This is a genomic window from Terriglobales bacterium (assembly GCA_035764005.1).
In the GTDB taxonomy this organism is placed as follows: Bacteria; Acidobacteriota; Terriglobia; order Terriglobales; family Acidobacteriaceae; genus Gp1-AA112.
Window position 1 is genome coordinate 1 of sequence record DASTZZ010000025.1, and the last position, 26,450, is coordinate 26,450.

Here is a 26,450-nt window from a genome sequence, read left to right on the forward strand (position 1 = left end):
AACTTCTTCATGTAATCCTTGCCGTTGCTGGCGACGAGCGAGGGCGAGAGGACAACCGCGTTGGGGTCGATCTGCTTGATCGTTTGGTACGCCACCTGTGCCATCTGCACCATTTGGCCTACGCTGCCCGTCCAGTAGCCATCGAGATCAACTTCGTTCCAGATCTCGTAAGCATCGATCTTGCCCTTGTAACGCGTCGCGAAGGTGGTGATGAAGTCCTGCCAATCCTGGATGTTGCTTGGTGGAGCGGTCGCGCCCGGAAGTCCTTGAGTTCCAACTCGGGAAGGATCGGTCGAAGTCCACTGCGGCGTATTTCCCGCGCAGTAGATCATTTTGATGTTGTGCTCCTGTGCCAGCGCTACGTACTGATCCATCAGGCTGAAGTCATATTGTCCACGCGCGGTTTCGATCTGCGGCCAGCTCACCCCGGCATCCCACACGCGCCAATAGCCGAACGTGATCGACGGCCAGTGATGAATAGCGTCATGCATGTGCATGCCGAATCGTTGAGTCACTTTTGCATCAGCACCCGCGGTAAGTGTGGACGGAATACTTCCCGGAACTCCGCGCCCGCACGAGAGTGATGCCAGCGCCAGGGCTCCAGCGCATACGAGAGTCGTCAGGGCGTGTTTCGATTTGAGTGACTGCACGATGAGACCCCGAGAGGAGCTATGCAGTCTGATGTGAGCTAAGAACCTCTTGTTTTCTCGCAGGAATGCGTAATCGTTTGAAGCTGGTCGGCTTGTCTGGAAAGTGAGTACCCTTCGCGGTAGCGAATGGGTGAATGACGACGCGGTTCATGACCCGTCCGCTACCTACACCCCACGAGCCAACGTCGAGCTCGCGGCGACCCCGGACCGGGGGAGGTTATTGACACGCACACAGAAATTCCAGAGTACGCATGGCATTCCTCCATGTCCCAGTTGCATCTCAGCCCATATCCACAAGAAACAAGGCAAAGAGAGTTGATGATGCCGGAGACTTCTATCGCGCAGACCCTGCCACAGCCGCGTCGACGACTGAATTCCAAGCAGGTCATCACATTAGTGGTCATTGGATTGATTGGGCTGCTCATCTTCTTTCAGTGGCGCTCCTGGCAAACATTCGATTGGGGAACATTTACAGCCGAGACCAGCGGTCTGGCATGGGCTCCGCTGATTATCGCGGTGATCCTCTCTCTGCTTACGTTTCCATTGCGTGCCTGGCGCTGGCAAATCTTTTTGCGTCCCATGCGCGAAGCGGAATTCCGCGACGTGTTCTCGCCGACTCTCATCGGCTTCACCGGCCTTGCACTCCTCGGACGTCCGGGAGAACTGGTGCGTCCGTACATGATCGCGCGTCGCACCAATCTGAGCATGACGTCGCAAATGGGAGTATGGATGGTAGAGCGCATCTTCGATATGGGTGCGTTCATCGCCATGGCGGTAGTGGCGTTCCTCTTCGCCAGCGGCCTTCCCGATTTGAGACAATTCCGCGTTGCGGCGTGGATCGCTGTGGGAGTCACTGTAGGCATGGCTGTGCTCGCCTTTGCCGTTTGCCGCGCGCGCCAGAGGATATTTCGCTGGCTGGAGAAAGCGGTCGCTCTACGTTTTCCAGCGAGCCGGCGTGTGTTGCGCCGAGCCGAAGTTTTTGCCGAGGGCCTGAATACGGTTAAGGACACGGGCTCGTTCCTGCAGCTGTCGCTGACTTCTATCGCAATCTGGGTGATTACGGCATGGTCGTATGTGGCGACGCTGCGCGCTTATCCATCGATGCATCATGCGTCCTACGCCGTGGCCATGCTGCTGATGGGATTCAGCATGATCGGCGGCTTGGTGCAATTGCCCGCTGTAGGGGGAGGCGCGCAGCTGGCGACCATCGTGGCGATGGTCGATCTGCTGGGATTTCCTCGAGAACTCGCAGTGAGCGCCGGCATCTTGCTGTGGCTGGTGTCGTTCCACGCTGTGACTCCGATCGGCCTTGTGCTGGCGCGCCGCGCACACGTCTCCCTCAGCGGTTCCTCGATGCCACAGGCAAATGCCGACGCAAAGAGGGAAGAGCGGGGTTCGCAAGAGGCGCCACCCCGTGACCTCTATCCGTTGCCTTCGTGATCTTCGTGTTCGCTCTTCGCTTTTAGCTTTTCAACACTCCCGGTTCGCCATTCAGTTAATCCAGCTTGGGAGCTTGAGTCTCCCCCGTCTACTCTAATTGAAAATGAATTTCAATTTCATTTTCAATTGAGGAAGAATGCAATCGGAAGGATCTCGTTCCCGTTCGTGTCCTTTAGCAGTGGTTCTTATAGCGATGGGTCTTTTCGCCATCACAGCAGCAGCGCAGGAAACCTATTTCGTCACTTACTCCCATGAGATGGAAGAACCAGGAAATCTGGAGGTCGGCGTGAAGTCCGTCGTCGGATCGCCATCGGGAGGCAATGCATTTATCGGCAACGCTCTCGAATTTGAATACGGAGCGAAAGCCTGGTGGACTTCTGAACTGTACCTCGACGGACAAAGCACAGCTCACGAGAGCACGGTCTTTACCGGCTTCCGTTGGGAGAATCGTTTTCGTCCGCTGCTCGGCGAACACTGGATTAATCCCGTGCTGTATCTCGAGTTCGAGAACGTCAATTCGGCCGACAAATCGTTGCTCGAAGTTGTCGGCCACGACGGTCGCGCGGACTTCCTTGAACGGAATGACCGAAGTGAGAGAGAGCGAGAGGCGGAGTTGAAACTGATCCTCTCAAGCAACGTGCGGGGATGGAACTTCTCGGAGAACATCATTGCGGAGAAAAATCTTGCCAATGAGCCATGGGAGTTCGGGTATGCGCTGGGAGCGAGCCGGCCGTTAGCTCTGAAAGCGGGAGCCAGGCGGTGCATCTTCTGTCGCGAGAACTTCTCGGCCGGCGCCGAGCTGTATGGCGGATTGGGAGAGCGCTACAGCTTCGGACTTCGCGACACCTCGCATTATCTCGCTCCAATTGCAGAGTGGCGCATGCCGAGCGGGACGACGTTCAAGGTCTCTCCTGGTTTTGGACTCAACGACAACAGCCATGGATTTCTGTTCCGCTTTGGGATTTCCTATGAGCTGAACCAGATTGCCTCGACTTTGAGGGGGCACTGACGATGCGCACAAAGATTATCGCGCTCTCATTGGTGCTGTTGCTTGGAGCAACCGCTATTGTGGCCAAAGTCGGAGACGGCTCGTGGCTGATGAAGGTTCCGGAGGCGGCGCGCATGCGTCCAAATCCCATGGCCGCCGATCCGGAGTCCACGGCCGCAGGAGAGAAGCTATTCCAGCAAAACTGCGCGGCTTGTCATGGACGGGAGGCGGAGGGGCGGGACAAGCATCCCAATCTGCATTCTGAACGATTGAAAACGGCTACGCCGGGCGAGCTGGAATGGCTACTGAAGAATGGCAGTCTCAAAAACGGAATGCCTTCCTGGAGTCGTTTGCCCGAGGAGCAGCGCTGGCAATTGGTCACCTTCTTAAAGTCGCTGGAATGAGTACGCAGCTTTGCCTGAGTACGACAGGTGTGATAGGGTTAGCGCAATTCGAACCGCTTCCTATCACCGTTTTCCGGTATTCCCGCTGCAAGATAGCTGTTGCTAATGTCAGCGCAAAGTGGCGCGGAATGTCGCACGCAAAGCGGTTATGGTTGAGTGATCACAAGGGCCAATGAAGGATCTTTCCAACTCTGCAGCTGTGGGCCGCGCGCCGGAAGAGGTTCCGGAGCAGGTGCAAGATGATTTCATCAGCAGGAAGCTCATTCGTCCTGCACTCTCTGTACCTCAGCGTCGCGATCCCAATGGCGATCGACCTCTAACCAGCGCCGAGCAGCGCGTGCCTAAGCGTGGCAATACCCAGGAGCAGACGCACGCCGAAGCCTTCTACTTCCAAAAGCAGATGCAGGTCCGCACTCCGATGGTGGTCGTGCTGAAAGATGGCGAAGAGATCCACGGCTGGATCGATTGGTACGACCGCAATTGCATCAAGCTGAATCGCAGCGGCCAACCAAATCTGCTCGTTTATAAGCAGAGCATTCGGTACATGTTCAAAGCCGGCGAGAACGGGAAGAAATGATTCTGGACGCCTCTGTCATTCCGAACCGCGTGTTTTGCGGTGAGGAATCCCTATAGTCACAACTATTGTGTGAGCGCACCATCGTTTGATTCTGAGATCATTGGACGTCCTTAAAGTGCGCGCTCTCTGCGCCTGGAATATTGTAGGGATTCCTCATCGCCAAAAACAGGCGGTTCGGAATGACGGCGCTGGAGACTAGGAATTCTGCGCCGCACGAGTCAAACGATCTCGTACAGCCAAGCCCATACCGTCATCCGATGGTAGCGGGCACAATATGATGCTCACCCCCGGCTTGTCGAGGTAACGAAGTCCCGCGAACAAATTTCTTCCGAGCTGTTGCCAATCTCCCCAGGATCCCCAGGCAAAGAGAACAATACCGCCTGCCGACAGGGTTGTCTCATCGATCCAGTCGTCAGGAGCCATGATTCCGACGTACTGGCCACGTTCTCCCTCCGAACCGACGTAGTCGCGAACGGCGTTGAGCAGGGCAGCGCGTTCGCCATCAATCAAGACGAGACGTGCGGTTGGCGCGTAGTGCCTTGCCGCGAGCCCCGGAGAGGCGAGAGCCTGGGGTGATGCAGCCTGCGCTGGAGGCGAATAGAGCTCCACTGGACCGACAACGGCTTCTATCTGCTCGCGGGTGACACCGCCCGGTCGAAGTAGCAATGGCGGCGTGCGCAGCGGGTCTAGCACAGTGGATTCAACTCCGATTTCCGTCGGCCCTGCATCGAGCACAGCATCGATGCGGCCGTCGAGTTCGGTGACGACATGTTCTGCGGTCGTTGGGCTGATACGTCCGAAGCGATTTGCGCTCGGAGCCGCCAGCGGCAGATCTGCCGCGGCGATAAGCGCATGCGCAACCGGATGTGCCGGCATACGGACCGCGATCGTCTCCCGCCCGGCGGTTACCGACGACGGAACATTTGCCGATTTGCTAAAGAGTAATGTTAGCGGTCCTGGCCAAAAGCGTTGCGCGAGCTTCTGTGCCGTTTCGGGAATTTCGACGGCCACCCTGCCGACCATTTCAAAATTTGAAACATGCACGATGAGAGGATCCCACGTGGGACGTCCCTTCGCCTCGAAAATGCGCGCCACCGCGGCAGGATCGAGCGCGTTGGCCGCCAGTCCATAGACGGTCTCGGTGGGAATCGCGACCAGACCGCCTCGGCGGAGCATTGCCGCACACTCGGCGACCGCCGGAGTTTCAGGAGTCAACTTGTCGCCGGACCGAATCGTGAGGCGTAGGGTCTTCACGCAAGAAAGATACACAAGAGAGACTGGAGACCTGAGATCGAGTCGTCAGAATTTCATGATTTCGCGATTTCGTGATTTCGCGAATAGCCACGGTCAGTACCGTTCGCGGTGAGCGAATGGGTAAACGACAACTCCGTTCACAACCTGTGCCTATAGCGGGAGTGTACTTTCCTAGGTGTGCCAAATCACGAAATCGCGAAATCACGAAATCGCGAAATGCGAACACTCCTGGCGCGCCAAGCTCCGAATCCTGCCGTTGACTTTGAGCCGCTACTCCTCTAGCATCTGCCTTCAATTGCGCCAGCATCAGAAAACCGTCGGCGGAGCGATTTGTGATCAAACTCGACATCATCAATGAAGTGGTGAACAAGACCGGCATTACCAAGACCAAAGCGGAAATGGCTGTCGAGACTGTTTTTGAAAGCATGAAAAAGGCGCTGTCCAGCGGCGATCGCATCGAGCTGCGCGGCTTCGGCGTCTTCAACGTGCGCCCGCGGAAGACGGGAATCGGACGCAATCCCCGCACCGGCGCGGAAGTCAGCATCCCGCCAGGCAAGGCCGTGCGCTTCAAGCCCGGCAAAGAGCTGCAGTCGATCGAATAGCCACAAGGACGATGTGGGAGAATAAGTTTTTCTCTCATCCTGATGTCTGACTCCGGCTATCCCATTCAGGTCCTTGATCCGGCGGCTCCCCATCACGTCCATATCATTTTTCCTACCAGGCGAAGATATTGGCTGCACCTGTTGCTGTTTCTGGCGACAATCTTCAGCACTCTGATTGTCGGAGCGAGGCTGGAGTACAACTACATCAACGACGCACCCCAGTTCACCACCGACGACGATCTGTTGCCGGTAATGTGGACTCTTCGGCATCCTTCACGTCTACTGCTCGGCATTCCCTTCAGCGCGGCCCTCTTATGCATCCTTCTGGCGCACGAGATGGGACACTTTGTATACGCCAGGCGCCACCGCGTTTACGCGACGCTGCCGTTCTTTTTACCGGCACCGACGGTGATCGGGACCTTCGGCGCTTTCATTCGCATTCGCTCTCCCATCCCGGATCGAATCGCTCTGATGGATATCGGCATTGCGGGACCGATAGCCGGATTTGTAGTTGCAATTCCTATTTTGGTCGGATCGCTGATCTTGTCGCCTGCCATGGGACACGGCTCCGGATCACCGCTAGGTCTGCCGCTAATTTTTCAGTGGACGTGGCGAGCGCTCCATCCCTTTTCGCATACGCCGTTGTCACAGGCGAATCTTCACCCGAGCGCAATTGCGGCGTGGGTTGGGATGTTGGCAACGGCACTTAATCTGTTGCCGGCCGGGCAACTCGACGGCGGTCACATCGTTTATTCCATCTTCCCGCGCTTGCATCGCCTGGCGACGCTGCTCACTGCGGCGGTTCTCTTTCCCATGGGCTTCTTCTTATGGGGAGGCTGGCTGCTGTGGGGGGTAGTCCTGTTGCTGCCATGGATGCAGCATCCTCCTGTTCCCCAATTTCCGGCTGTCGATCGCAAACGTCGCCTGCTTGGAGTCGCCGCGCTCCTGATGTTTGTTGTCAGTTTTCCGCTGGTGCCTTTCGCCGGCCACAGTCCCTGGGAGCAGCTTCGGCCGTGGGTTGTCGCTCACATACATCGGAGATGACGTATCACAAAAATTCCAGATGAAATTTGCTGATGCGATTGCCCGCGCCATCCGTGACCAGCAGCACGATGCGGTCGTCCGGACGCACACTGCCGAGATCGAAGCTGGCGCGGTAGATGCGTTCGTCCGACAACTCATCGGCAGGAATGCCGATCATCTTTGTCGCAACCGGCCCAAGTTCCCGCATCTGCATGCCGCGAAAAACCTGAAGCCGAAAATGAACATCGAGCAGAAACTGATTGAGATCTTTGGTAGTTTCCACCGGCAGGGGATTGGAATCGATTACTTTGTCGCGCGCGCTTACGGTTACGCGGAAATTGATGATGCGCGGCAACTCCGTAACCGGCTGTCCCGAGACGTCGAGTAGAACGGCATTCTCATGCCGGCTTTCCAGTTTCCATCCTTCGAATTGCGGAGCTTCAGCCGTCGCGAGGACTTGAACCGCGCGACGGGCGGGTTCCAGGACGAGGACCTCAGACCCGAGCGGAATGCGTCTGTGCAAGTGCCAGGTTCCACCGGCCATGAGCATGATCGTGTGATCCGATTGCGCGGCGAGAAGGGAAGCCAGCAATAGAACGCTCAAGATTGCGGCGAACAGCGCAGCGCCTGCTCTTCTGACCGACTTTCGCGAGGTGGGCATCTAGAGGTGCTCAGGTGAAGCAAAATCTGCTTCTCGGTAACTTTGGATGTCAATCCGAGTTCGGAAAGATGCTGCAGCTCTGACCAGCAGTTTCCAAACGGTCATCTCGAACCATCTAAATGAAGGTGAGACCCGCGGCTGACAAGATTCCCAATCGAGAGCTGATTCCGTTCGAACCGGACGAGGCAACGCCGCTTGACCTCTATACCCCCACTCATGGCAATATCCTCGCCATGATGGCCGAGAGCGGTACGCACTCCGAAGATGATGAGGCTCGCCTGCACGGTGAAGCTATCGAAGACGATCACGCCGTAGCCGCAAGCCTGCCGGTCGAGCATTCGGTCGTGGACGAGTCAGGGCACATGGACCACCATCGGAAGCCAATCGTTTCAATTCACGGCAAAGATGTGGATGAACACGAACTCGATCACAAAGACGCAGCTTAGCTTCCTTCTAGTACTGTCATTCCGAACACCCGGTGTTGGCGGAGGAATCCCTACGATCTTCGATAGTGTTTCCTCACGAGTATTGGAGTCGATAGGGATTCCTCACTCCAGCGCACGCGAAATACACGCGTGCGCATCCGTTCGGAATGACAGTACGGGTGATTACGTCATATCCCGCTTAGTAATCGCAGCCAGGGTGCGATTGCGGTCGTATTCCGTGCCAATCGAGTCCGCAGCTTTGATATACGCATCCCGTAACGCACCCTGCATCTGATACTGCTTTGCCGCTTCGGTTAAGACGCGTGCTTTCTCGTAGTCGGTCCCGATCTTCTGCGTCTCATTCAATACGCGAAGGACAGAATCGTTGGCCAATTTGTGTTGCTGGATCAGCGCGATCAGGTCGCGGGAGCGCTCGTAGTCGGTTCCCACCGAATCGACGAGCGAGAGATATGTCGCGATCTGCTTCTCGTCGAAGTTGTGCGACTCACTGACCGAGAGCAGTATGCGCGACTTCTCGTAATCGGTTCCAATCGTCGAGGCCGATCGGAGGACCTGGCTGACTGCTTCAGGAGTCAGCTTCTGGTGCTCCATCAACGCCATCAGTGAGCGCGAATGCTCGTAGTCGGTGCCAATGCTGCTGGCGAGATCAAGATAGCTCGATATTTCACTTTGATCGAACGTGCTGAGTCCGGCGAGAGTTGTAAGGATTCGCGATTTTTCGTAGTCGGTTCCGATGTGCTTGGCGGATTCGAGCGTCCCACGCACGATCTGGGGCGACAGGTTCGGACGCTTAAGTAGCTCAATCAGCACACGTGCATGCTCGTAGTCAGTACCTAATTTGTTGGCGCCGTTGAGAAATGCCACTCGCTGCGCTTCGTCGTTGAGGTCGTATCGCTGAGCAATCGTGAGCAAAACTTGAGCGAGGCTGTAATCGGTGCCGATCTCCTCGCGCGCCTGATTGAGAGCTTTCACCAGCAGAGGCGCAGGCAGAGTCGCGTTCTCAAACAACTTGGTGAAGTACACCTGGCGCACGTAATCGGACTGCAGCTGCGTGATCTCAGTCAAGACAGCTTCCGGACCGCCTTGCTTCAGCAGGGCCGGGACGCGCGTGGAAGCAGAGAATCCCGTCGCGCGCTCCAGCTGGAGTAATAGTTTCGAGAGCCATGCGCGCGCGTCTGCGTCGAACTCGTGTTTCGAGCCATTGACGCTGTAATCGTAGTTGAGTTGGCCACCGTTGCCAGACTCAACGCGAACGCGTCGCAGATCGCCGCCGGTACGTTCGCTCAATTCGAAATAACCGCCAGGGGATATGCTCTCAATCGCAGTCGCTTCGGGACTAAAGCGCACGTCGCCGGCAGCTCGCGCTTCGATGCTGCAACCATCTCCGCTCCAAGTTGCCGTCCACGTGCGATGGCCGTTGTTTTCAGTATGACTGTTGACGCTGCTTTGGTTGACTTCCGTTCCGTGGAAGCAGTCGAATGCCGATCCCGAGAACCCGCCACGCATTGACTCGGCCGTTCTTAGTCCCAATTCTCCCGCAACACGTAAGGCGGGATAGCGGACGAGCGCGATCTCAGATCCGGCCCCATGCGGCTGAACTACTACGATCCGTTGGTCTTCCGCTTTGGTGACCTTCAATTCAGTTCCGTTTTGGGCGAAATCTTCTCTCCTGCAAACGGTGGGGCTGGAGAGCGCTTCGTCATCGAGCTCCACATCGACTTTGCTGTTAGTTCCGCCTGGGCATTCGACTACTTTGCCGTAGCTCTTCAGGCGGTCGCGGTAGAACTCAAGCACTTTGGAAGGTGCATCATTAGAAAAATATGACGCTGCTGCCAAGCGATGAACGTGAACCCCATCGGCGAGTGACACTGTGCCACGCCCATCCGTGTGGTCGCCAGCGACTGCATTTGGATAAATCGCAATTCCTATTACGGAATTTTCGTTGTCCATCGAGATATGTGAAGATGGCGGCTCCGCCAAGGGCGCAGCCATGTCGACAGCAGGACTCCCGGGTGCTGCGTCAGCCGGAGGGGGCGTTCCCCAAGTTTCATGACCGGGGCGGGTTTCAAGTCGCGCTGCCGCCAAAGGGAGCGCCACACCTAACACGAAGCCGATGAAAGCGAGGCTCGTTGTCCGCCTTGGCACACCATGAGTTACGCGCGCGTTCAGCAATGCCATTACGCGCCCCTCGAGCTGCGAACGCCGCGCCATAGCCAGAGCCGCTGCCGGTTGTGGCCGAACCAGCGTGGAGACGATCTCAACTAACTCGTGCGCGTAATCGGAAGCAGCCGTGCCGTATGCCAGGACATAGTCATCGCAGGCGCGCTCGCGCTCAGCACGCATGGTGCGAGCGACCATCCATACCAACGGATTGAACCAGTAAACCGCCGCTGCCAGCGACGCAAGAAATTGTGTGAATGCGTCGCCGCGTTTAATGTGCGCGAGCTCATGGCAGAGCACGGCCTTGCGCCGAGTCTCGCTCCACTCGCCGGACTGAGGCGAGAGAACAATCTTTGCGCTCAGCGCTCCGACCGCAATCGGAACGTCGAGGTCATGGCTGGCCAACAACGTGACTTCTTGCTTGATGCCGAGATCGCGACATAGCCAGCGCAAGTGTGACGACAGCGGAATCGAATCTACCGGAACGGATTTCTTGAGCAGCCTGCCGAGCTGCAGATGAATCACGAACATTCGCAGCAAACAACCTGCGCATCCAGCGATCCACAAAATGACCAGAATCCCACGCCAATTCGTCGTGTGGGTCGTTGCCTGCGTCGTTTCTACTGCTTGGGATACGACAACGCTCGAGGCAGCTTCGCCGTTCGCGGCAGGAGTTATGGCTTCGCGTTTTGCCGCGCGTGCTATCGGCTGCCGAGCTTTGATTGGCTGAGAAGGAAGGATGACCTGCGAGCTGCTCTCAGCCACAGCCGAAGTGATGTGTTCGGATTTCGCAGTATTCGAGCTTGGCGGCAGAATGGGTACTCTGAGGCCGGGCAACAGCATGGATGCGAGTGGCAGCAGAAGAATTCCGGCGATGCTGGCCACGTAAACGAGATGTCGCAGCGCTGCAGACGCGCGCCGGAAGAGTTGGCCGGCGGCGAGCGCGATCAGCAGCAACAGCGACGTCTTCACTGCAATCGTGGCTAGCCAGGGTAGGTACTGCGCAAAGTCGTGAGTAGTCTTCGCAACCATCAGCGTCCCTCCTGCTTAGCTTTCTGAATGGCCTGGAGAAGTCTCTGCCGGTCTACTTCCGGCAGTTCCGAATCGGGAAGTTCGATCAGCGCGGCGGCAGCTTCCGTGACCGATCCGCTGAAGAAGGTCTTCACCACATGGTCCAGCGCCGAAATGCGCGCCTTGTTCCGGTCAGTGGTAGGCAAGTACACGTACTTCAGACCGTCCTGCACATGGCGTAGATAGCCTTTGTCTTCCAGAAATCCGAGCATCGCCCGCACTGCCGAATAGCTCGGTGGATCAGGCAGTTCCGCATGTACCTGGGAAACCGACGCACGTCCTAGACGGAAGACAATATCCATAATTTGCCGCTCGCGCCGTCCTAATTGCCATTGTGTGTTCTTGGTCATTGAGGTCTACCTAAGTGCTAACTCACTAGCACATGCTAGCAGGTTAGCATCCCGTGTCAAGGGCAGAGGACAAGATTTTTTTGCGCTCGCCATTCCCTGAAGCTTCTCTGTTCGAGTTTCTTGATGCAAGGGAAGTGCGCCGCTACCTCGTTGAACTGACTCGGGTTAGGTGCCCGTCTTCCCTAAAGTCCCTGCCGCTTTCCCTGCTGCCTCGGAAATTTGCGATTCGGGCAGAATTCGACGGTTTAACGGAAATTCTTAAATCTGCCTTGTATATATCCCTGTTTTTCAGTCGTGGCGGGAACGCAGGGTCTGAAGCTTAGACTTCTTTCGGGATGGAGAGTGAGCCGAGATCCTCGGCGGCAGCCTGCGTAGTGATTGAAGAGGAGTCGGAGTTGGCGACTGGCTCGCAGCAGATGCCGGTCAGCCACAGAGCCGCCATTGTGTGCGCGACTTCGTCGAGATCGTAACTCTGATACTTGCTTCCGCCGAAGAGCTCCTGAACAAGATAATGATGGAAGCACATACCGATGAATCCGCGTGCAGCCAGCACTGGATCGGCTTTGCGGAACTTTCCTCCTTCCATTTGCCGGCGAATGTAAGAGGCCAGCAGCTCATACCACTCGCTCATATACATCTTGAAAAAGCGCTGTGAAAGACGATGGTTTTCGAGGGCGCTGAAGAGTAGCAGGCGGCTTTTGCCAGGATCCTGGAAGTTCCGATTCAGGACATCGCGCGCAATGGCGGTAAAGATCTCGATGGGCTCCGCATCACGTCCGAGCTTCTCTTCGAGGCGCTGCTTTATATCTCCGGAGGCGCACTTCGCGCTCAGGACTTCCCAATAAAGGTCATCCTTGCTGCCAAAATGGCGGAAGACAATGGCCTCAGTAATGCCGGCCGAATCGGCGATCTGGCGCGTGGTGACGCCGTCGAAACCGTATCGCGCAAACATCTCGGTGGCGACTTCGAGGATCTGCTTCTTCCGGTCTGGAGACGAGAGCCTGGTCATGCGCAGCTTCGACAATTTTATGCCACTTTACTGGCGGAAATCGCGATTTCCATATCATCAGCAGAAACATCGATCTGCTGGCGTTTTCGCCTCGCGGAGATGAAGTAGTACACTCTTGCGTCGGCCGCTGGCCGCGATGTCCATTTTCCTATTTGGGACGAGGTATACATGAAACGCGTTCTTTTGCTGATTGCGCTGTTTACGTTTTCCGCAACGCTCGTCGCGCAGGACTGGGCGAAGGCGAAGCTGGAGAAATCTCCACGCCATCGGGAATGGGTGACGGTGAAGCACGACGGGCGTTCCGTTGAAGCATTCGTCGCCTATCCGGAATCAAAAGACAAGCGTCCGGTGGTGCTGGTGATTCATGAAATCTTCGGCATGTCCGACTGGGTGCAGGAGCTGGCAGACGAGCTCGCGGAAGCCGGCTACATCGCCATCGCGCCTGATCTCCTTTCGGGAATGGGTCCGAAGGGAGGACGCACTAACTCGTTTGCCGGCCAGAGCGAAGTCACGGAAGCTGTGAGTCATTTGAATCCGGATCAGGTCACAGCCGACCTGAATGCGGTCGCCGATTATGCGCTGAAGCTGCCTTCAACAAACAAGATCTTATTTGTGACCGGTTACTGCTGGGGCGGAGGACAAAGCTTCCGCTTCGCTACCAACCGTAAAGATCTAAAAGCAGCATTCGTCTTCTACGGACCTCCGCCGGCGAAGGACGCGATGAAGAACATCACTGCGCCGGTTTATGGTTTCTACGCTGGCAACGACAATCGCATCGATTCCACGATCCCGCAGGCGAAAGAAGATATGGCTGCCGCAGGGAAGACGTATGAACCGGTAGTTTATGAAGGCGCTGGCCACGGCTTCATGCGCGCCGGTGAAGCTCCGGATGCGAGCGAGGGCAATAAAAAAGCTCGCGATGAAGCGTGGGATCGCTGGAAAAAATTACTGACACGGTCCGAAGGGCCTAGCGATTTGAAGGTTATGCCTTAGGCCGTCCTGTCTATGGGAATTTTGCGGAGAATCGAGATTGAGATCTCTACTCGTTGTTCTGGCGCTGTCTCTGGCTGCTTTCCCGCAGGAGCGTGTCACCACCATTGACGTCAACAAGGCATTCGACGGCCGCGGCCGAGTCCTGCATAAAGTTCGGATTGAGGTTCGCGGTGACAAGATCATCTCTGTTCGTGAATTAGGAAACGCTGAGTTTCCGCGCGCCGACTACGATTTGCGCGATCTGACCGTCATGCCGGGATGGATCGACAGCCATGTTCACATCACGTGGCACTTCGGACCGAATGGACACTTCGGAGAAAAGGACGAATCGCCTGAGCGCGCAGCGCTCGAAGCCGAAGGCAATGCCTGGCGCACACTTCAAGCCGGATTCACAACCATCCAAAGTCTCGGCTCTCCGGAGGATAAGCCGCTTCGTGATGCGATCAACTCCGGCGTCGTTCCCGGTCCGCGAATTCTCACGGCCATCGATCCGCTCAGCGACGAAAAGCTGACTCCGGATCAAATTCGTGAATATGTCCGCCGAGTGAAGTCCGAAGGCGCCGACGTGCTGAAGATCTTCGCCTCGCGCAGCATTCGCCAGGGCGGTGGCCAGACTCTCAGCGACGAGCAGCTCAAAGCCGCATGCGCAGAAGCCCGCGCTCAAGGCCTGCGCTCAATCGTGCACGCCTATAAGAGCGCAGTGAAGGCTTCTGCCGATGCGGGCTGCACGGAAGTCGAGCATGGCAGCCTCACGACCGAGGATGATCTTCGCGATATGGCAAACAAGGGGACATGGTTCGATCCGCAGGTTGGATTGGTGATTCACAACTATCTCGATAATAAAGAGAGGTTTCTCGGATTCGACGGCTACACCGAAGATGGCTTTCAGAAGATGGAAGAGGTTCTCCCGCTCAACGTGCAGATGTTCAAGCGCGCTCTCGCCATGCCAGGTCTGAAGATCATCTTCGGAACCGATGCAGTAGCAGGCGCTCACGGGCGCAATGCCGAAGAGTTCATCTATCGTGTACGCGACGGCGGACAAGATCCGATGGAGGCAATGATCTCCGCACAGTCATTGGCCGCTAAAGCGATGGGATTAGACAATCAAATTGGCAGCTTGGCTGCAGGAATGCAGGCCGACATCATTGCGCTAGACGGCAATCCTACAGCCGACATCACAGCCGTGCGTCATGTAGTTTTCGTCATGAAGAGTGGAAAGGTGTATCGGGACCAGCGTTAGCTCCCGTGACCTTGATTTACAACCTTCGTGACCTTCGTGTTCGCTCTTCCAAGGTTCTGTGATTAAATCCCCCAATGGGCCGCATTCGCGTACTCTCCGACAATGTCGCGAACAAGATCGCTGCCGGAGAAGTCGTTGAGCGGCCAGCCTCCGTCGTCAAAGAGTTGCTCGAGAATTCCCTCGATGCAGGCGCAACGCGCATCCGCATCGAAGTCGAAGGCGGCGGCAGGAAGCTCATTGCTATCGCCGATAACGGCTGCGGCATGGGACAAGACGACGCCATGCTCGCCTTCGAGCGCCACGCCACCTCGAAGATTCACGATGCTGATGACCTGTTGAATATTGCAACGCTGGGCTTTCGCGGCGAAGCGTTGCCGTCGATCGCCTCAGTGTCCCGCTTCACACTAGAAACGTGTCAGCCCGAGGACAAAGCCGGCACTCGCCTCGAAATCGCGGGCGGGAAGCTGCTTAAAGTTGAGGAAACCGGAGCGCCTCCGGGCACGGCGATCATGGTCCGCGATCTCTTCTTCAATACTCCGGCACGCAAGAAATTCCTCCGCTCAGAATCAACCGAGCTCTCGCAGATAGCGTCACTTGTGACTCACTACGCACTCGCGCATCCGGACAAGCACTTCGAATTGCACTCGGCGACGCACAACATGCTCACGGCGTCCCCCGTGAAGACGCATGCCGAGCGGCTCTATCAGATCTTCGGACGCGAAACGCTCGATCAGCTCATACCGGTAGCCGCGGAAACCGACCTCGAGCGCGCAGGAATCCCCGAACCTCCGCCATGGCGGCGCGCAGAAGATTACGAACCGCCGGTTGCGGGCAAGATTCGGCTGCACGGCTTTGTTTCAAAACCGGAATTGCAGAAGCTGAATCGCAATTCCATCTTCGTCTTCGTGAATCAGCGGCTCGTGCGCGATCGTCTCGTCCAGCATGCGTTGACCGACGCCTATCGCAACATCATTCCGTCAACCGTTTTTCCAGTGGTCCTGCTGTTCCTCGAGTTGCCGCCGACGGAAGTCGATGCCAACGTCCATCCCGCGAAGACGGAAGTGCGCTTTCGCCAGCAGACGTTCATTCACGATTTCGTTCGCGATTCCGTGCGGGCGGCGCTAATGAAGGCGCGGCCCGTTCCGCAGTTCACGCGCGAGATCATTGCCCAGCCCACTGCCGCTGCGGCGCTCTCACCCGGCGCCTCCTTGCCGCGAAATGACGGCGCGGCGCAGGAAGTGTCGGCGTTTGCGCTCAGCGCTCCGGTGCTTCCGGCACGAACCGCCACTCTGGAGTTCGACAATGCTTTTGAACTCGAGGGAAGCGGAATCAGCGCTGCTCCCCATCTACCTGCAATCGGAGTGGAGCAGCTTGAACGTCAACGGCTCAGCCAGACGTCGCAATGTGGCGAACTCATCAATGAGGTCGATGAAGCGGAGCAGGGAATTGCACCCCAACTTGCGTCTTTGCGCCCGCTGGGACAAGTGCGCGACTCGTTCATTCTGGCCGTCAATCAAGAAGGCTTGTGGATCATCGACCAGCACGTTGCTCACGAGCGCATCCTCTTCGAGCGCGTGCTGAAGCAGCGGGAAACGGAATCCATTCCGGTGCAGAAGATGCTGATGCCCATTGTTGTAGAACTCACGCCGGGGCAGCAGGCGGTGTTTGCGGAAATTTCCGACGAACTCACTCGCAATGGCTTTGAGGTGGAACTGTTTGGATCGCGAACGGTTGTCGTAAAAGCCGTCCCGGCCGGTGTCGAGAGCTGCGACATCGAGCAGATGCTCGGCGAGCTTCTTGTCGAATTCGAGCGCGAGCAGCAGCGGATCAACCTCGGCGAAGTTCGTCATCGCATCGCCGCATCGATCGCGTGTCACGCGGCCATCAAGGTCAACATGCCGCTCGATCAGAACAAAATGGAGTGGCTGCTGAGGGAGCTGGCGAGGACAGAGTGTCCCATGTCGTGCCCCCACGGCCGCCCGGTGGTGCTGAGATATTCTGTGAAGGACATTCAGCGGGCGTTTAAGCGAATTTAGAGCGTTTGCAGCTTTGTCATTCCGAACCGCTGCTGTTGCGGTGAGGAATCCCTGCGAACGCCTGTGCTCGTCGGAAAGGACCAGAATATTTCCCGATTCTTGCGTGTCGAGATAAGGTTCGGTCGCGTAAGAATTTTCAAGACGATAGGGATTCCTCACCGCAAAAGACCGCGGTTCGGAATGACAACAGGACACAATGACTGAACTCGAACTGCAACATCTTCGGCGCGAGAAATGGCGGGTGGATGGCGAACCGCTCCGCACGCTGGAAGACACTCGCGAGTTCGTCGATTCCGTTGGCATGTGTCTTATGTATCCGATCCGCCCTGCAGCGGTGCTGCCGACCTTCATCGCAGCATTCATCGGCTCAGACGCCAAACTGCCGGAGCGAAAGACGGCATTCTCTGATCCCCGAGCGGGCCAGGCAGAAGACCTGGTCTGGCGACTGCTGCGGCAGAGAGCCGCGTTTCCGGCACAACTCTCAGGGGAAACTCTCATCGTCTCATCCGAGAGCTTTCCCTATTTCTATGCACTGGCCAGCGACCGCCAACCCAAAAAACCGATTCACAGTCGAGCTCGAGGCAAGGCTTCTCCACTAACCGAGCACGTCTTCAGAAAGCTCGAAGAACGCGGACCACTTACGCGCGCGCAGCTTCAGGAACAACTCGGCGGCGCTTTGTCCGAAGCGGGACTCGATCGCGCTCTGCAGGAGCTGTGGACAGCTCTCAAGATCACGCCGATCGATCACAATCCCGAAACGGGATACACATGGGACAGCTATTACCGTTGGGCTACAGACGCTGTGAACGAAGGCGTGCGCCTGTCCGACGCTGAAGCTCTTTCCGGTCTGATCTCCAAGTATCTCGAAGCAGTGATCGCGGCCACGCAAGAGGAGATTGAAAGCGTTTTCTCTGCTTTTACCTCTCGTGCGCGAGTGGCCGAGGTAGTTCGCGCGCTGCTTGCGGCCCGCGAATTTGCGTACACTCCGAGTGAGACTCGCACATTGATCACTGTGGCCCAGATCCCGGCTCGCGGTACCCCGCAGCCCGCCCGTACCGAATCGGGAAATCGGCAGACTGCGTTGAGGAGACGGAATGGCTGAAGCTCCTGCCCCGCGCGGTTTGGTGATCGCCATTGACGGACCCGCCGGCGCCGGCAAAAGTACGCTTGCCTCCCGCCTTGCCCGCAAGCTGGGCTATCTGAATATTGAGACCGGCGCCATGTACCGGGCGCTCGCACTGAAGGCCATCGAAAACGATATCGACGTCGATAACGAAAAAGCTCTTGTCGATCTAGCCTGGAATTCGAAGATTACGCTTGAGCCGCAGATCGATGGGAATCGTGTGAAGCTCGACAACACCGACGTGTCACAGCGCATTCGCGAGAAGGATGTTACCGAGGCTGCCTCACGCGTTTCTGTCCATCCTGGTGTCCGCGAATGGATGGTGCGCAAGCAGCGCGACCTCGGAGCTTCCGGGGGAGTGGTGATGGAGGGTCGCGACATTGGAACGGCTGTATTTCCAAACGCGGAGGTGAAGATCTTTCTCGACGCCGCTCCGGAAGTTCGCGGTAGCCGTCGCTTTCATCAGGCTCCCACCTCGGAACCTTCAGCAGCTGTTTTGGCGGAAATGCGCGCGAGAGACGAGCGCGACCGTACCCGTCCAGTCTCGCCATTGGTTCCTGCGGGAGACGCCGTGCTGATTGACTCGACCGACCTGACTCTCGATCAGGTGATTGAGGCGGCTGAGAACATCGTCAGAGAGAAGCTGGCGGCATCGGCTCAGCCGGAGTAGAACGGTAGCAGTGAAGAAGATCCCAAGATCCCCCTGCAGCAATGGCATGATCTGGCCGCCGCAGTCTCTTTCGACCCCGCCACTCATCAGCTCTGCTTCCGCGTGTTTTGAGTAAGCACTTTGGCTCCGACGTGACACGGGTGCTGACACACGAGAGAAGAGCGGTGCGGATCTAAGTAATTGCTCCCACATTGCTCACGCAAAACTCAGGCGCGGGCCTGATGTGATCGGGGCACTGGGGGAAATATCATTGAGATCACGGGCATCACCCGCCGTGGCGGGAGGCTCTCTTTAACGACATTGCCCAATCGCACGCATTCCAATCGCTCGGTCTTCCTTAAGCGCCTGCTCGAATTGGCCCGGCCAAGCTATGCCCATCTGATCGGGATCTTTCTTCTCGGCGTACTTTCGGTGCCGATCTCGATCCTCATGCCTGTGCCGCTGAAGATCGCGGTCGACAGTGTGATTGGAACTCATCCACTTGCTCCGATCTTGAACCGTCTGGTTCCGGCAAGATTTGCTGGGACGGAAGTGGCCAATCTCGCAGTCGTGATGATCGTGCTGATTGGCCTCGCAATCCTGAGCAACCTGCAGACACTCGCCTCATGGCTGCTGCAGACCTACACGGGCGAGCGCCTTGTCTACGAGCTGCGCAACCGGCTCTTCTGGCACGCGCAGCGTCTTAGTCTTTCCGCGCACGACCGTCGTGGCGTAAACGACATCGCCTATCGCATTCAGCATGACGCGCCGGCGATTCAGTTCATCTTTATTCAAGGCGTGCTGCCGCTGATGACCTCGGTGCTGACCTTCGTCGGAATGTTTTACATCGTCGCGCGCATTGATAAGTCAATCGCCGTGGTCGCTCTGGTCATTTCGCCGGCACTGATGATTGCCGCCCGCCGGTCCAGCCGGCGAGTTCGCAAAGCCTGGCAGGGAGTCAAAAGCCTTGACAGCTCCGCCATGCTGCTGATGAACGAAGCCCTGGCCTCGATTCGCGTGGTGAAGGCCTTCAACACGGAAGATTTCGAGGACAGCCGTTTCCGCCTGCGCTCCCGCGAGCGCATGAAAGAGCAGTTGCGACTGGCGTCGATTCAAGCCGGCTACCATCTTCTGATCTCCTTCGCGATTGCCGCTGGCAGCGCAGCCGCATTGCTCATCGGAATCCGCCACGTGAAGATGGACATCATCACGCTCGGCGATCTGTTACTGGTGATGGCATATGTTGCGCAGCTCTACAGTCCGCTGCAGATCATCAGCAGCAAGCTTCCAGAATTGCAGTCCTGGCGCGTGAGCCTGGAGCGCGCGTTTGCGTTGTTCGAAGAGAATCCCGAATTAGGACAGAGCCACGCGCTACATGCGCCGGTCGATCGCGTTTCAGGCCAGGTAAGCTTCGAAGATGTCACCTTCGCCTATGCTTCCGGAACCAAAGCGCTGGACGATGTATCGTTCAGCATTCCCGCAGGCACAAAGGTCGGCATCGTAGGCCAAAGCGGCTCGGGCAAGACCACGCTCGTCAATCTGCTCGCGCGCTTCTACGAACCCAGCAGCGGACGCATCCTGCTTGACGGCATTGATCTGCATAGCTTTGGCATCGCCGCGCTGCGCCAGCAGCTCGCGATTATCAGCCAGGAGCCGGTGCTCTTTTCCGCGACCATCGCCGACAACATTTCTTATGGGCGTCTCGACGCCAGCCGCACGGATATTGTGGCCGCTGCCACTGCAGCCCATGCCCATGATTTCATTATGGGACTGCCGCAAGGCTACGACACCAAGATCGGCGAAGGCGGCTCACGACTCTCCGGCGGACAACGCCAGCGGCTGTCCATTGCGCGAGCATTTTTGAAAGATGCTCCTCTTCTTATTCTCGATGAACCAACGAGCGCGCTCGACGTCGGCACCGAAGCCGATCTGATTGCCTCTCTTCAGGAAGTCATGCGGGGACGAACTGCGTTCGTCATTGCCCATCGTCTAAACACCATCCGCAACTGCGATGTGCTGCTGGTGATGGAAAAAGGCAAGCTGAAAGACATGATCTGGCAGAACGAGGAGCAGGCCGCGAGGCCAGACTCGATGGAAGCGCTGTTGAGATACAGTCCGACAGCCTAGACCTTAAATGGTCACCGGAGTCAGTACCGTTCGCGGTAGCGAATGGGTGAATCAGCAGCAACGCGTTACACCCATCCGCTACCGCGGACGGCACTGATCTGCTCCCACTCTGCTGAAACAAAAGCACTTCCCGAAACCGAACATCCCTCTGTCATCATACGGCGTCCAATAGTAACTAACGCCTGAGTTGACGGCTGCCGAAGTCTGCTCTAGGATGTTTGCATTCATGAACGCCATTCGCCGAATTTCGATTGAAATTACAATTACACGCACAAGTATGCCCACAATCGAATCGGCGGAGGGATGTAGTTAAGCAATAAAAGTTCCGAAGAGACAAAAACCCACCGCCGAATCGGCGGTGGGTTTTTTATTTTGCGGAATGGAGCAACTGGAGGACTCCATGCTGGTAATGAAGTTTGGCGGTACCTCGGTGGAATGCGCGGAGAGCATCAGCCGCGTTGCAGAGATTGTCCGCCATCGGCAGCACATGCAGCCGGTGGTTGTGGTGAGCGCGCTGGCGCGAATTACCGACCAACTGCAATCGCTCGGCGCGCTCAGCAAAGCAGGCAAGCTCGACGAAGCCCTGCGTCTGCTCGACGCAATGGAAAAGCGCCACGCCGAAGTTGCTCATGCGCTTCTGGACGGGAGATCGGCGGAGGTGCTCGCGATTCTAAAACCGATGTTCGAAGAAGTCGCCGCCCTGCTCAGAGCGGTGGCCGCGATTAGCGAGCTCAGCCCGCGAACCTCCGATCGGCTGCTGAGCTTCGGCGAGCGCTGGTCGAGCGTGCTGGTGAGCGAGGCGCTGCGCGAGCGACATCTGCCGGCAGACTTCGTCGATGCCTGCGAGGTGATCGTTACCGACGACGATCACACTCACGCCGCTCCCCTCGTGGACGTGATTGCCTCCCGGGTTCAATCCCGACTCAAATCTGTAGTCAAGAAAGGTTCCATTCCCGTAATGGGAGGTTTCATCGGAGCGACGCAGGAGGGCGTCGTCACTACTCTCGGACGCGGAGGCTCTGATTTCACTGCGTCGATCGTAGGCGCGGCGCTCGGCGCGGAACGCATCGAGATATGGACGGATGTGAACGGCATGATGACCACTGATCCGCGCATCTGTCCTGACGCCCAGAACATCGATTCCATCAGTTTCGAAGAGGCCGCCGAGCTGGCCCATTTTGGAGCGAAGGTGCTGCATCCCAAGACGCTGCAGCCTGCAGTTGAGAAGGGCATTCCCGTTTACGTACTGAACTCGCGCCATCCGGAGAACCGCGGCACTCGCGTTGAAACGGTGAACTGCAATGGCGAGCCGCGCGTTCGCTCGATCGCCTGTAAACGCGGCATTCGTCTCGCAGAAGTTTTTGCCAAGCAGGGACTCGACGCCAAGTTGACTTCTTCGATCTTCGCCATCGCCGAGCAGCAGGATTGCCTGGTTGATCTCGCGGCGGTGTCCCGCTCGAATCTCTCGTTATTGCTGACTTCGCCACAGTCTGCAGAGTCGTTGGCGAAGGCACTCGACGGCGTTGCCAGTGTCAAAATTACCGAAGGCGTCGCGCTGGTCTCCGTAGTAGGACGCAACGTCGCGCGCGATCCGGTGATCTCAGCCTGCGCCCTGAGCGCTCTTTCGGGATTGCCGGTGAAGATGATCTTTCACGGGGCCTCCGACATGAACCTCAGCTTCGTCGTTGATGAGAGCCATGCCGACGAGGCGGTTCGCCGCATGCATCGCGTGATGTTCCCGGCGCCGGTGAGCGTGTCGGGTCCGGAAGTCATTGTGCATGACAGCTTCGGACTCCCATCCCTGCAGGTGGCGGAGGCATAAACGATGGCAAGCCAAACGGTCGTTCTCTCTCAACCCGCTCCCCTGTCGGTCGCTCCGGCAGCTGCGCGCAAGGTCGCGCTTCTTGGCTTTGGAACCGTAGGAAGCTCCGTCGCGCGCATTCTCACTTCGGGAAATGCTCCCGGATTGGAACTTACTCATGTTTTCAACCGCAATGTACAACGCAAGCAGGTTTCGTGGGTGGATTCATCCGTTTTCTGGACCGAAGACGTCGATGCCGTGCTGGATAGCGACGCCGACGTGCTCGTCGAAGTCATAGGCGGGGTAGAGCCTGCGTACTCGTGGGTGAAGGCCGCCCTCGAAGCAGGCAAGTCGGTGGTCACGGCGAACAAGCAGCTCATCGCGCGCTTCGGACCGGAACTGCTGGCGGTCGCTGCCGAGAACGGAGGCCAACTGCTTTTCGGGGCTTCGGTTGCCGGCGGAGTTCCCGTCATCACCGCCGTCGAGCGCGGACTCGCGGGTGACGAACTGCAATCGGTCTGCGGCATCCTGAACGGGACCTGCAATTACATCCTCAGCAAGATGGAAACCGGACAGCCATTCGCCGTGGCACTCAAGCAGGCTCAGGAGTTGGGTTATGCCGAAGCCGATCCGACCGATGATGTCGCCGGTTACGACACGCGCGCCAAGCTGGTGATCCTCGCACGCGTCGCGCTCGGTGCAGAGGTTCCGGTCGAAGCCGTGCCATGCACTCCGATCTCGCATGTACAGCCAATCGACTTCGAGTACGCGCGCGAGCTTGGCTGCACGATTCGTCAGATCGGCGAAGCGCACGTAAATGGTGACGAGGCCTTCGCGACGGTTGAGCCCATGCTGGTTCGCCAAACTTCGGCACTCGCGCGAGCACAAGGATGCGAGAACGTTGTAATCACCGGCGGCAAGCTCGGAGGCAACACCGCCTTTTCCGGTCCGGGCGCGGGCGGCGATGCAACCGCGGTCGCGGTCGTCTCCGATCTGCTGACTCTCTCGCACAATCCTTCACGTACGGCGCTGCGGCCTGCACGAGATTTTGAATTGGCAAAAGACTGTGTTGCACCGTACTTTCTGCGCTTTGTGGTAAAGGACCGTCCAGGAATCGTGGCCAGCATCGCCAGCGTCCTGGCGAAGTTTCACATCAACGTCGATGCCGTATTTCAGAAGCCGGGATTCGATAAGAGCGCGCTTCCGTTCGTCGTGACTGTGGAGGCGTGCAGAGGGGTGAAGCTGGCGGCGGCTCTGGAAGAGATCGCGCACAGCGAGTTTCTGGTTGAAGCGCCATTGAAGCTCAGGATTTTTGCGGATTGATTTAGACATTCCGCATCGGTGTGTGGAACACGAAACCGCAGCGGGTGCATTGAAGAAAAGCGGAGCTGAAAAAAGGGATTTCCGCTGAACGAGAATCAAGGCCCAAAGGGCCGGAAGAAGTGCAGCCCAGGGCGTAAGCCCTGGGTAGAAATCCACGGAACGGAGCCCCGAAGGGGCGGCATACCTTTTTCGCAGGGAGACAAGATGCCGCCCTTTCAGGGCTCGGATCGGATACGGCGGATGACCCAGGGCTTACGCACCTGGGCTGCGCTTCTTTCGGCCCTTCGGGCCTGCTGTCCGCTGGATTTGAAATTTTTGTAACTGAAACATATGCAATTGCAGTGCAGCAATCACGAATGCCGTCACGCGCTCGACCGGGAGTTCGCGTCATTCGAGTGCCCCAAGTGCGGCGATCTGCTGGAGATGTCCAGCAACGGCTTTCGTCCTGACGCGGGAAAACTGCGGCGCCTCTGGCGCGACCGCCGCGCTTCCAATGCTCCGGAAGATCGCAGCGGCGTGTGGCGCTTTCGCGAGTTCCTTCCGCAGTATCTCGACGAGAGCATCGTCACGTTGGGAGAAGGGAATACTCCGCTGCTCGCCGGCGCGAACACCGCCGAATACGCCGGCGTGAGTCGGTTGCAATTCAAGCATCTGGGCTGGAATCCGACCGGCTCATTCAAAGATCTCGGCATGACCGTTGGTGTAACAGAGGCGCGGCGGCGCGGCGCGAGGATAGTTGCCTGCGCTTCAACCGGCAACACCGCAGCTTCGATGGCAGCGTACGCAGCGCGCGCCGGCATGACTGCCCGCGTGTATCTGCCGAAAGGCAAGCTCTCACGGGCGAAGGTAGCGCAATCGTTCGACTACGGTGCCGAGGTGGTCGAGATCGACGGCAACTTTGACGACGCGCTCGCACAGATGATGCAGCGCAAAGATTCCGGCGAATACTTCCTTAATTCCATCAATCCATTTCGTATCGAAGGCCAGAAGACGACGATGTTCGAGCTGATGGAGCAGCTTGATTGGAATCCTCCAGACTTCGTCGTTGTTCCGGGCGGCAACCTCGGCAACTCTTCCGCTTTTGGGAAGGCCCTGAAAGAGCTGCACTCGGCAGGATTCATCTCCAAGGTGCCGCGTCTTGTTATCGTGCAGGCAGCAGGAGCAAATCCTCTTGTGCAGACCGTGGCGGCAGGAGCCCAGTCATTGACAGTCGTTTCCAACCCAACAACTTGCGCGACAGCGATCCAGATCGGCTCTCCACGTTCCTGGCGCAAAGCGCTGCACGTTCTGAGTTTCACAAAGGGAATCGTGCTCGACGTGAACGACGAGGAGATTCTCGAGGCGAAATCCATCATTGGACGCGACGGCATCGGCTGCGAACCTGCTTCGGCGACGACGCTGGCGGGCATTCGTCGTCTGCGGCAGCGCGGAGCAATCGAGCGCGATGCGCAGGTAGTAGCGATCCTCACCGGGCACGTGCTGAAGGATCCCGACATCGTCCTCAAGATGCACGAAGGCAAGGCAGTTCGGAAGGCAGACTCATGAGTTCTCAAGAATTGGAAGGCGCTGAGATTATGGTGCCGGGATCGATTGCCAACATCGGTCCCGGCCTGGATACGCTGGCAGTGGCGGTGCAGCTTTACCTGCGCCTGCGCGTTGTTCGCGTGAGCTCCTCTGAGCGTGGAGCATTGCATTTTCGTTTTGGGAAGCTTCCGCTCAATGGCGAGAATCGCATCGAGACCGCCTTTCGCAAGCTCGCGGTCGATCAGCACGATTTTCCTTCCTTACACCTGGAAGTCGAAAGTGACATTCCCATGGGTTCCGGCCTTGGCAGCAGCGCGGCTGCGACTATCGCTGGTTTCAGGCTCTACGAACTTCTCTATGGTGAGCAGACTTGTGAATCTCTTCTAACCGCAGCCACAGAACTCGAAGGACACGCCGACAACGCGGCGGCTGCGCTCCTCGGCGGGCTGGCTGTTTGCTGCCAGAAGCAGGACGGATCGGTATGTGCGTTTTCCAGTCCATGGCCTTCTTCGCTGAGATTCGTCGTGCTCACCCCGGAAGTGGCACTCTCGACCGAGCGTTCGCGCAAGGCGTTACCGCAGGCTGTTCCATTGAAAGATGCGGTCGCAAACATGCAGCGCGTCCTTTTGCTATTGCAGGCGCTGCAAAGTGGCGACGATTCGCTGCTGGCAGAATCTCTCGCCGACCGTCTCCATCAACCGACGCGTGAGCCGCTTGTGCCTGGACTGAATGCGGCACTCCGGCTCTCGCACCCAGACTTGCTCGGCGTCTTTCTCGGCGGCTCTGGACCATCCATCGTAGCCTTGGCGCGCGAGAGATGCAGTGAGATCGAGGAAATGCTTGCGCAGAGCTACCATCCACTGGGGATTCCATTTCGGACCTCGATTCTGCACGTCCACAATCCGTCGGCGACTATGATTGCGCCGCTTCTGTGCACTTCGTGAAAATCACCGGAGGATCGGCGAACACGAAGGTCACGAGGCGCAACAGAAGAGGTCA

General features: G+C 57.6%; 23 protein-coding genes. 17 read left to right on the forward strand and 6 right to left on the reverse strand.

The genetic code is table 11. From position 1 onward, the window contains the following. Nucleotides 1–650 (reverse strand): endo-1,4-beta-xylanase (locus tag VFU50_04030; GenBank protein HEU5232005.1); only part of this gene is annotated, 650 nt, incomplete at its 3' end. Nucleotides 651–968: 318 nt separating this feature from the next. Here VFU50_04030 and VFU50_04035 point away from each other — a divergent pair. The 4 genes from VFU50_04035 to VFU50_04050 all read left to right on the forward strand — a co-directional run bounded on the left by VFU50_04035 (nt 969) and on the right by VFU50_04050 (nt 4,059). After that, nucleotides 969–2,090: a lysylphosphatidylglycerol synthase transmembrane domain-containing protein gene (locus tag VFU50_04035; GenBank protein ID HEU5232006.1), complete on the forward strand. Its 1,122-nt coding sequence runs from the start codon at nt 969–971 to the stop codon at nt 2,088–2,090. Between the two features lie 193 nt (nt 2,091–2,283). Continuing rightward, nucleotides 2,284–3,099 (forward strand): hypothetical protein, encoded by an 816-nt coding sequence (locus VFU50_04040; GenBank protein HEU5232007.1) that lies wholly within the window; start codon nt 2,284–2,286, stop codon nt 3,097–3,099. Between the two features lie 2 nt (nt 3,100–3,101). Beyond that, nucleotides 3,102–3,482, forward strand: a complete 381-nt coding sequence (locus VFU50_04045; protein ID HEU5232008.1) for a c-type cytochrome — start codon at nt 3,102–3,104, stop codon at nt 3,480–3,482. A 172-nt stretch (nt 3,483–3,654) separates the two neighbouring features. Next, nucleotides 3,655–4,059 carry an RNA chaperone Hfq gene (locus VFU50_04050; GenBank protein ID HEU5232009.1) on the forward strand — a complete coding sequence of 135 codons (405 nt, stop codon included), beginning with the start codon at nt 3,655–3,657 and terminating at the stop codon, nt 4,057–4,059. Between the two features lie 195 nt (nt 4,060–4,254). Here the strand turns inward: VFU50_04050 and VFU50_04055 are convergent, their stop codons facing one another. Beyond that, the gene (locus VFU50_04055) at nt 4,255–5,313 is read right to left on the reverse strand and encodes an L-threonylcarbamoyladenylate synthase (protein HEU5232010.1); all 1,059 of its coding nucleotides are present in this window, start codon (nt 5,311–5,313) and stop codon (nt 4,255–4,257) included. A gap of 332 nt (nt 5,314–5,645) precedes the next feature. Here VFU50_04055 and VFU50_04060 point away from each other — a divergent pair, with 332 nt between their 5' ends. Both VFU50_04060 and VFU50_04065 read left to right on the forward strand, forming a co-directional pair. Next, complete coding sequence (locus VFU50_04060; protein ID HEU5232011.1) at nt 5,646–5,915, forward strand: HU family DNA-binding protein; 270 nt, start codon at nt 5,646–5,648, stop codon at nt 5,913–5,915. Nucleotides 5,916–5,957: 42 nt separating this feature from the next. Then, nucleotides 5,958–6,959 (forward strand): site-2 protease family protein, encoded by a 1,002-nt coding sequence (locus VFU50_04065; protein HEU5232012.1) that lies wholly within the window; start codon nt 5,958–5,960, stop codon nt 6,957–6,959. 4 nt (nt 6,960–6,963) lie between these two features. On the opposite strand, the gene VFU50_04070 is transcribed toward VFU50_04065, so the two are convergent. Further along, nucleotides 6,964–7,599, reverse strand: a complete 636-nt coding sequence (locus VFU50_04070; protein HEU5232013.1) for a hypothetical protein — start codon at nt 7,597–7,599, stop codon at nt 6,964–6,966. Between the two features lie 119 nt (nt 7,600–7,718). On the opposite strand from VFU50_04070, the gene VFU50_04075 reads away from it, so the two are divergent. Next, entirely contained in the window at nt 7,719–8,045 is a 327-nt protein-coding gene (locus VFU50_04075) for a hypothetical protein (GenBank protein HEU5232014.1), read from the forward strand. Nucleotides 8,046–8,207: 162 nt separating this feature from the next. Here the strand turns inward: VFU50_04075 and VFU50_04080 are convergent, their stop codons facing one another. From VFU50_04080 to VFU50_04090, 3 genes are all read right to left on the reverse strand, one after another. After that, nucleotides 8,208–11,237 carry a M56 family metallopeptidase gene (locus VFU50_04080; GenBank protein ID HEU5232015.1) on the reverse strand — a complete coding sequence of 1,010 codons (3,030 nt, stop codon included), beginning with the start codon at nt 11,235–11,237 and terminating at the stop codon, nt 8,208–8,210. Further along, entirely contained in the window at nt 11,237–11,626 is a 390-nt protein-coding gene (locus tag VFU50_04085) for a BlaI/MecI/CopY family transcriptional regulator (GenBank protein ID HEU5232016.1), read from the reverse strand. The genes VFU50_04080 and VFU50_04085 overlap by 1 nt, the downstream gene beginning before the upstream one ends. A 319-nt stretch (nt 11,627–11,945) precedes the next feature. Beyond that, on the reverse strand, nt 11,946–12,635 hold the full coding sequence (locus VFU50_04090; GenBank protein ID HEU5232017.1) for a TetR/AcrR family transcriptional regulator: 690 nt from the start codon (nt 12,633–12,635) through the stop codon (nt 11,946–11,948). Nucleotides 12,636–12,803: 168 nt separating this feature from the next. On the opposite strand from VFU50_04090, the gene VFU50_04095 reads away from it, so the two are divergent. The 10 genes from VFU50_04095 (at nt 12,804) to thrB (ending at nt 26,395) form a co-directional block, all read left to right on the forward strand. Next, nucleotides 12,804–13,628 carry a dienelactone hydrolase family protein gene (locus VFU50_04095; protein HEU5232018.1) on the forward strand — a complete coding sequence of 275 codons (825 nt, stop codon included), beginning with the start codon at nt 12,804–12,806 and terminating at the stop codon, nt 13,626–13,628. A 37-nt stretch (nt 13,629–13,665) separates the two neighbouring features. Then, nucleotides 13,666–14,868, forward strand: coding sequence for an amidohydrolase family protein (locus tag VFU50_04100; protein ID HEU5232019.1), 1,203 nt, complete (start codon nt 13,666–13,668; stop codon nt 14,866–14,868). Between the two features lie 74 nt (nt 14,869–14,942). Beyond that, entirely contained in the window at nt 14,943–16,904 is a 1,962-nt protein-coding gene (mutL, locus tag VFU50_04105; protein ID HEU5232020.1) for a DNA mismatch repair endonuclease MutL, read from the forward strand. 196 nt (nt 16,905–17,100) lie between these two features. Further along, on the forward strand, nt 17,101–18,006 hold the full coding sequence (locus VFU50_04110) for a hypothetical protein (protein HEU5232021.1): 906 nt from the start codon (nt 17,101–17,103) through the stop codon (nt 18,004–18,006). Continuing rightward, nucleotides 17,999–18,697 carry a (d)CMP kinase gene (gene cmk / locus VFU50_04115; GenBank protein ID HEU5232022.1) on the forward strand — a complete coding sequence of 233 codons (699 nt, stop codon included), beginning with the start codon at nt 17,999–18,001 and terminating at the stop codon, nt 18,695–18,697. Before VFU50_04110 ends, cmk begins: the two co-directional genes overlap by 8 nt. A gap of 300 nt (nt 18,698–18,997) precedes the next feature. After that, nucleotides 18,998–20,803 (forward strand): ABC transporter ATP-binding protein, encoded by a 1,806-nt coding sequence (locus VFU50_04120; protein HEU5232023.1) that lies wholly within the window; start codon nt 18,998–19,000, stop codon nt 20,801–20,803. Between the two features lie 400 nt (nt 20,804–21,203). Next, nucleotides 21,204–22,625, forward strand: coding sequence for an aspartate kinase (locus VFU50_04125; GenBank protein HEU5232024.1), 1,422 nt, complete (start codon nt 21,204–21,206; stop codon nt 22,623–22,625). 3 nt (nt 22,626–22,628) lie between these two features. After that, nucleotides 22,629–23,927 (forward strand): homoserine dehydrogenase, encoded by a 1,299-nt coding sequence (locus VFU50_04130; GenBank protein HEU5232025.1) that lies wholly within the window; start codon nt 22,629–22,631, stop codon nt 23,925–23,927. Between the two features lie 330 nt (nt 23,928–24,257). Further along, nucleotides 24,258–25,472 carry a threonine synthase gene (thrC, locus tag VFU50_04135; GenBank protein HEU5232026.1) on the forward strand — a complete coding sequence of 405 codons (1,215 nt, stop codon included), beginning with the start codon at nt 24,258–24,260 and terminating at the stop codon, nt 25,470–25,472. Next, nucleotides 25,469–26,395 carry a homoserine kinase gene (gene thrB, locus VFU50_04140; protein ID HEU5232027.1) on the forward strand — a complete coding sequence of 309 codons (927 nt, stop codon included), beginning with the start codon at nt 25,469–25,471 and terminating at the stop codon, nt 26,393–26,395. Before thrC ends, thrB begins: the two co-directional genes overlap by 4 nt. The last annotated feature ends 55 nt before the right edge of the window (nt 26,396–26,450 follow it).

Bases quoted from the DNA above. Each gene is read 5' to 3' on its own strand.
- VFU50_04035 (HEU5232006.1), top strand. From the start codon at position 969: ATGATGCCGGAGACTTCTATCGCGCAGACCCTGCCACAGCCGCGTCGA.
- VFU50_04040 (HEU5232007.1), top strand. From the start codon at position 2,284: ATGGGTCTTTTCGCCATCACAGCAGCAGCGCAGGAAACCTATTTCGTC.
- VFU50_04045 (HEU5232008.1), top strand. From the start codon at position 3,102: ATGCGCACAAAGATTATCGCGCTCTCATTGGTGCTGTTGCTTGGAGCA.
- VFU50_04050 (HEU5232009.1), top strand. From the start codon at position 3,655: ATGAAGGATCTTTCCAACTCTGCAGCTGTGGGCCGCGCGCCGGAAGAG.
- VFU50_04065 (HEU5232012.1), top strand. From the start codon at position 5,958: ATGTCTGACTCCGGCTATCCCATTCAGGTCCTTGATCCGGCGGCTCCC.
- VFU50_04070 (HEU5232013.1), bottom strand. From the start codon at position 7,599: ATGCCCACCTCGCGAAAGTCGGTCAGAAGAGCAGGCGCTGCGCTGTTC.
- VFU50_04075 (HEU5232014.1), top strand. From the start codon at position 7,719: ATGAAGGTGAGACCCGCGGCTGACAAGATTCCCAATCGAGAGCTGATT.
- VFU50_04080 (HEU5232015.1), bottom strand. From the start codon at position 11,237: ATGGTTGCGAAGACTACTCACGACTTTGCGCAGTACCTACCCTGGCTA.
- VFU50_04085 (HEU5232016.1), bottom strand. From the start codon at position 11,626: ATGACCAAGAACACACAATGGCAATTAGGACGGCGCGAGCGGCAAATT.
- VFU50_04090 (HEU5232017.1), bottom strand. From the start codon at position 12,635: ATGACCAGGCTCTCGTCTCCAGACCGGAAGAAGCAGATCCTCGAAGTC.
- VFU50_04095 (HEU5232018.1), top strand. From the start codon at position 12,804: ATGAAACGCGTTCTTTTGCTGATTGCGCTGTTTACGTTTTCCGCAACG.
- mutL (HEU5232020.1), top strand. From the start codon at position 14,943: ATGGGCCGCATTCGCGTACTCTCCGACAATGTCGCGAACAAGATCGCT.
- VFU50_04110 (HEU5232021.1), top strand. From the start codon at position 17,101: ATGACTGAACTCGAACTGCAACATCTTCGGCGCGAGAAATGGCGGGTG.
- cmk (HEU5232022.1), top strand. From the start codon at position 17,999: ATGGCTGAAGCTCCTGCCCCGCGCGGTTTGGTGATCGCCATTGACGGA.
- VFU50_04125 (HEU5232024.1), top strand. From the start codon at position 21,204: ATGCTGGTAATGAAGTTTGGCGGTACCTCGGTGGAATGCGCGGAGAGC.
- VFU50_04130 (HEU5232025.1), top strand. From the start codon at position 22,629: ATGGCAAGCCAAACGGTCGTTCTCTCTCAACCCGCTCCCCTGTCGGTC.
- thrC (HEU5232026.1), top strand. From the start codon at position 24,258: ATGCAATTGCAGTGCAGCAATCACGAATGCCGTCACGCGCTCGACCGG.
- thrB (HEU5232027.1), top strand. From the start codon at position 25,469: ATGAGTTCTCAAGAATTGGAAGGCGCTGAGATTATGGTGCCGGGATCG.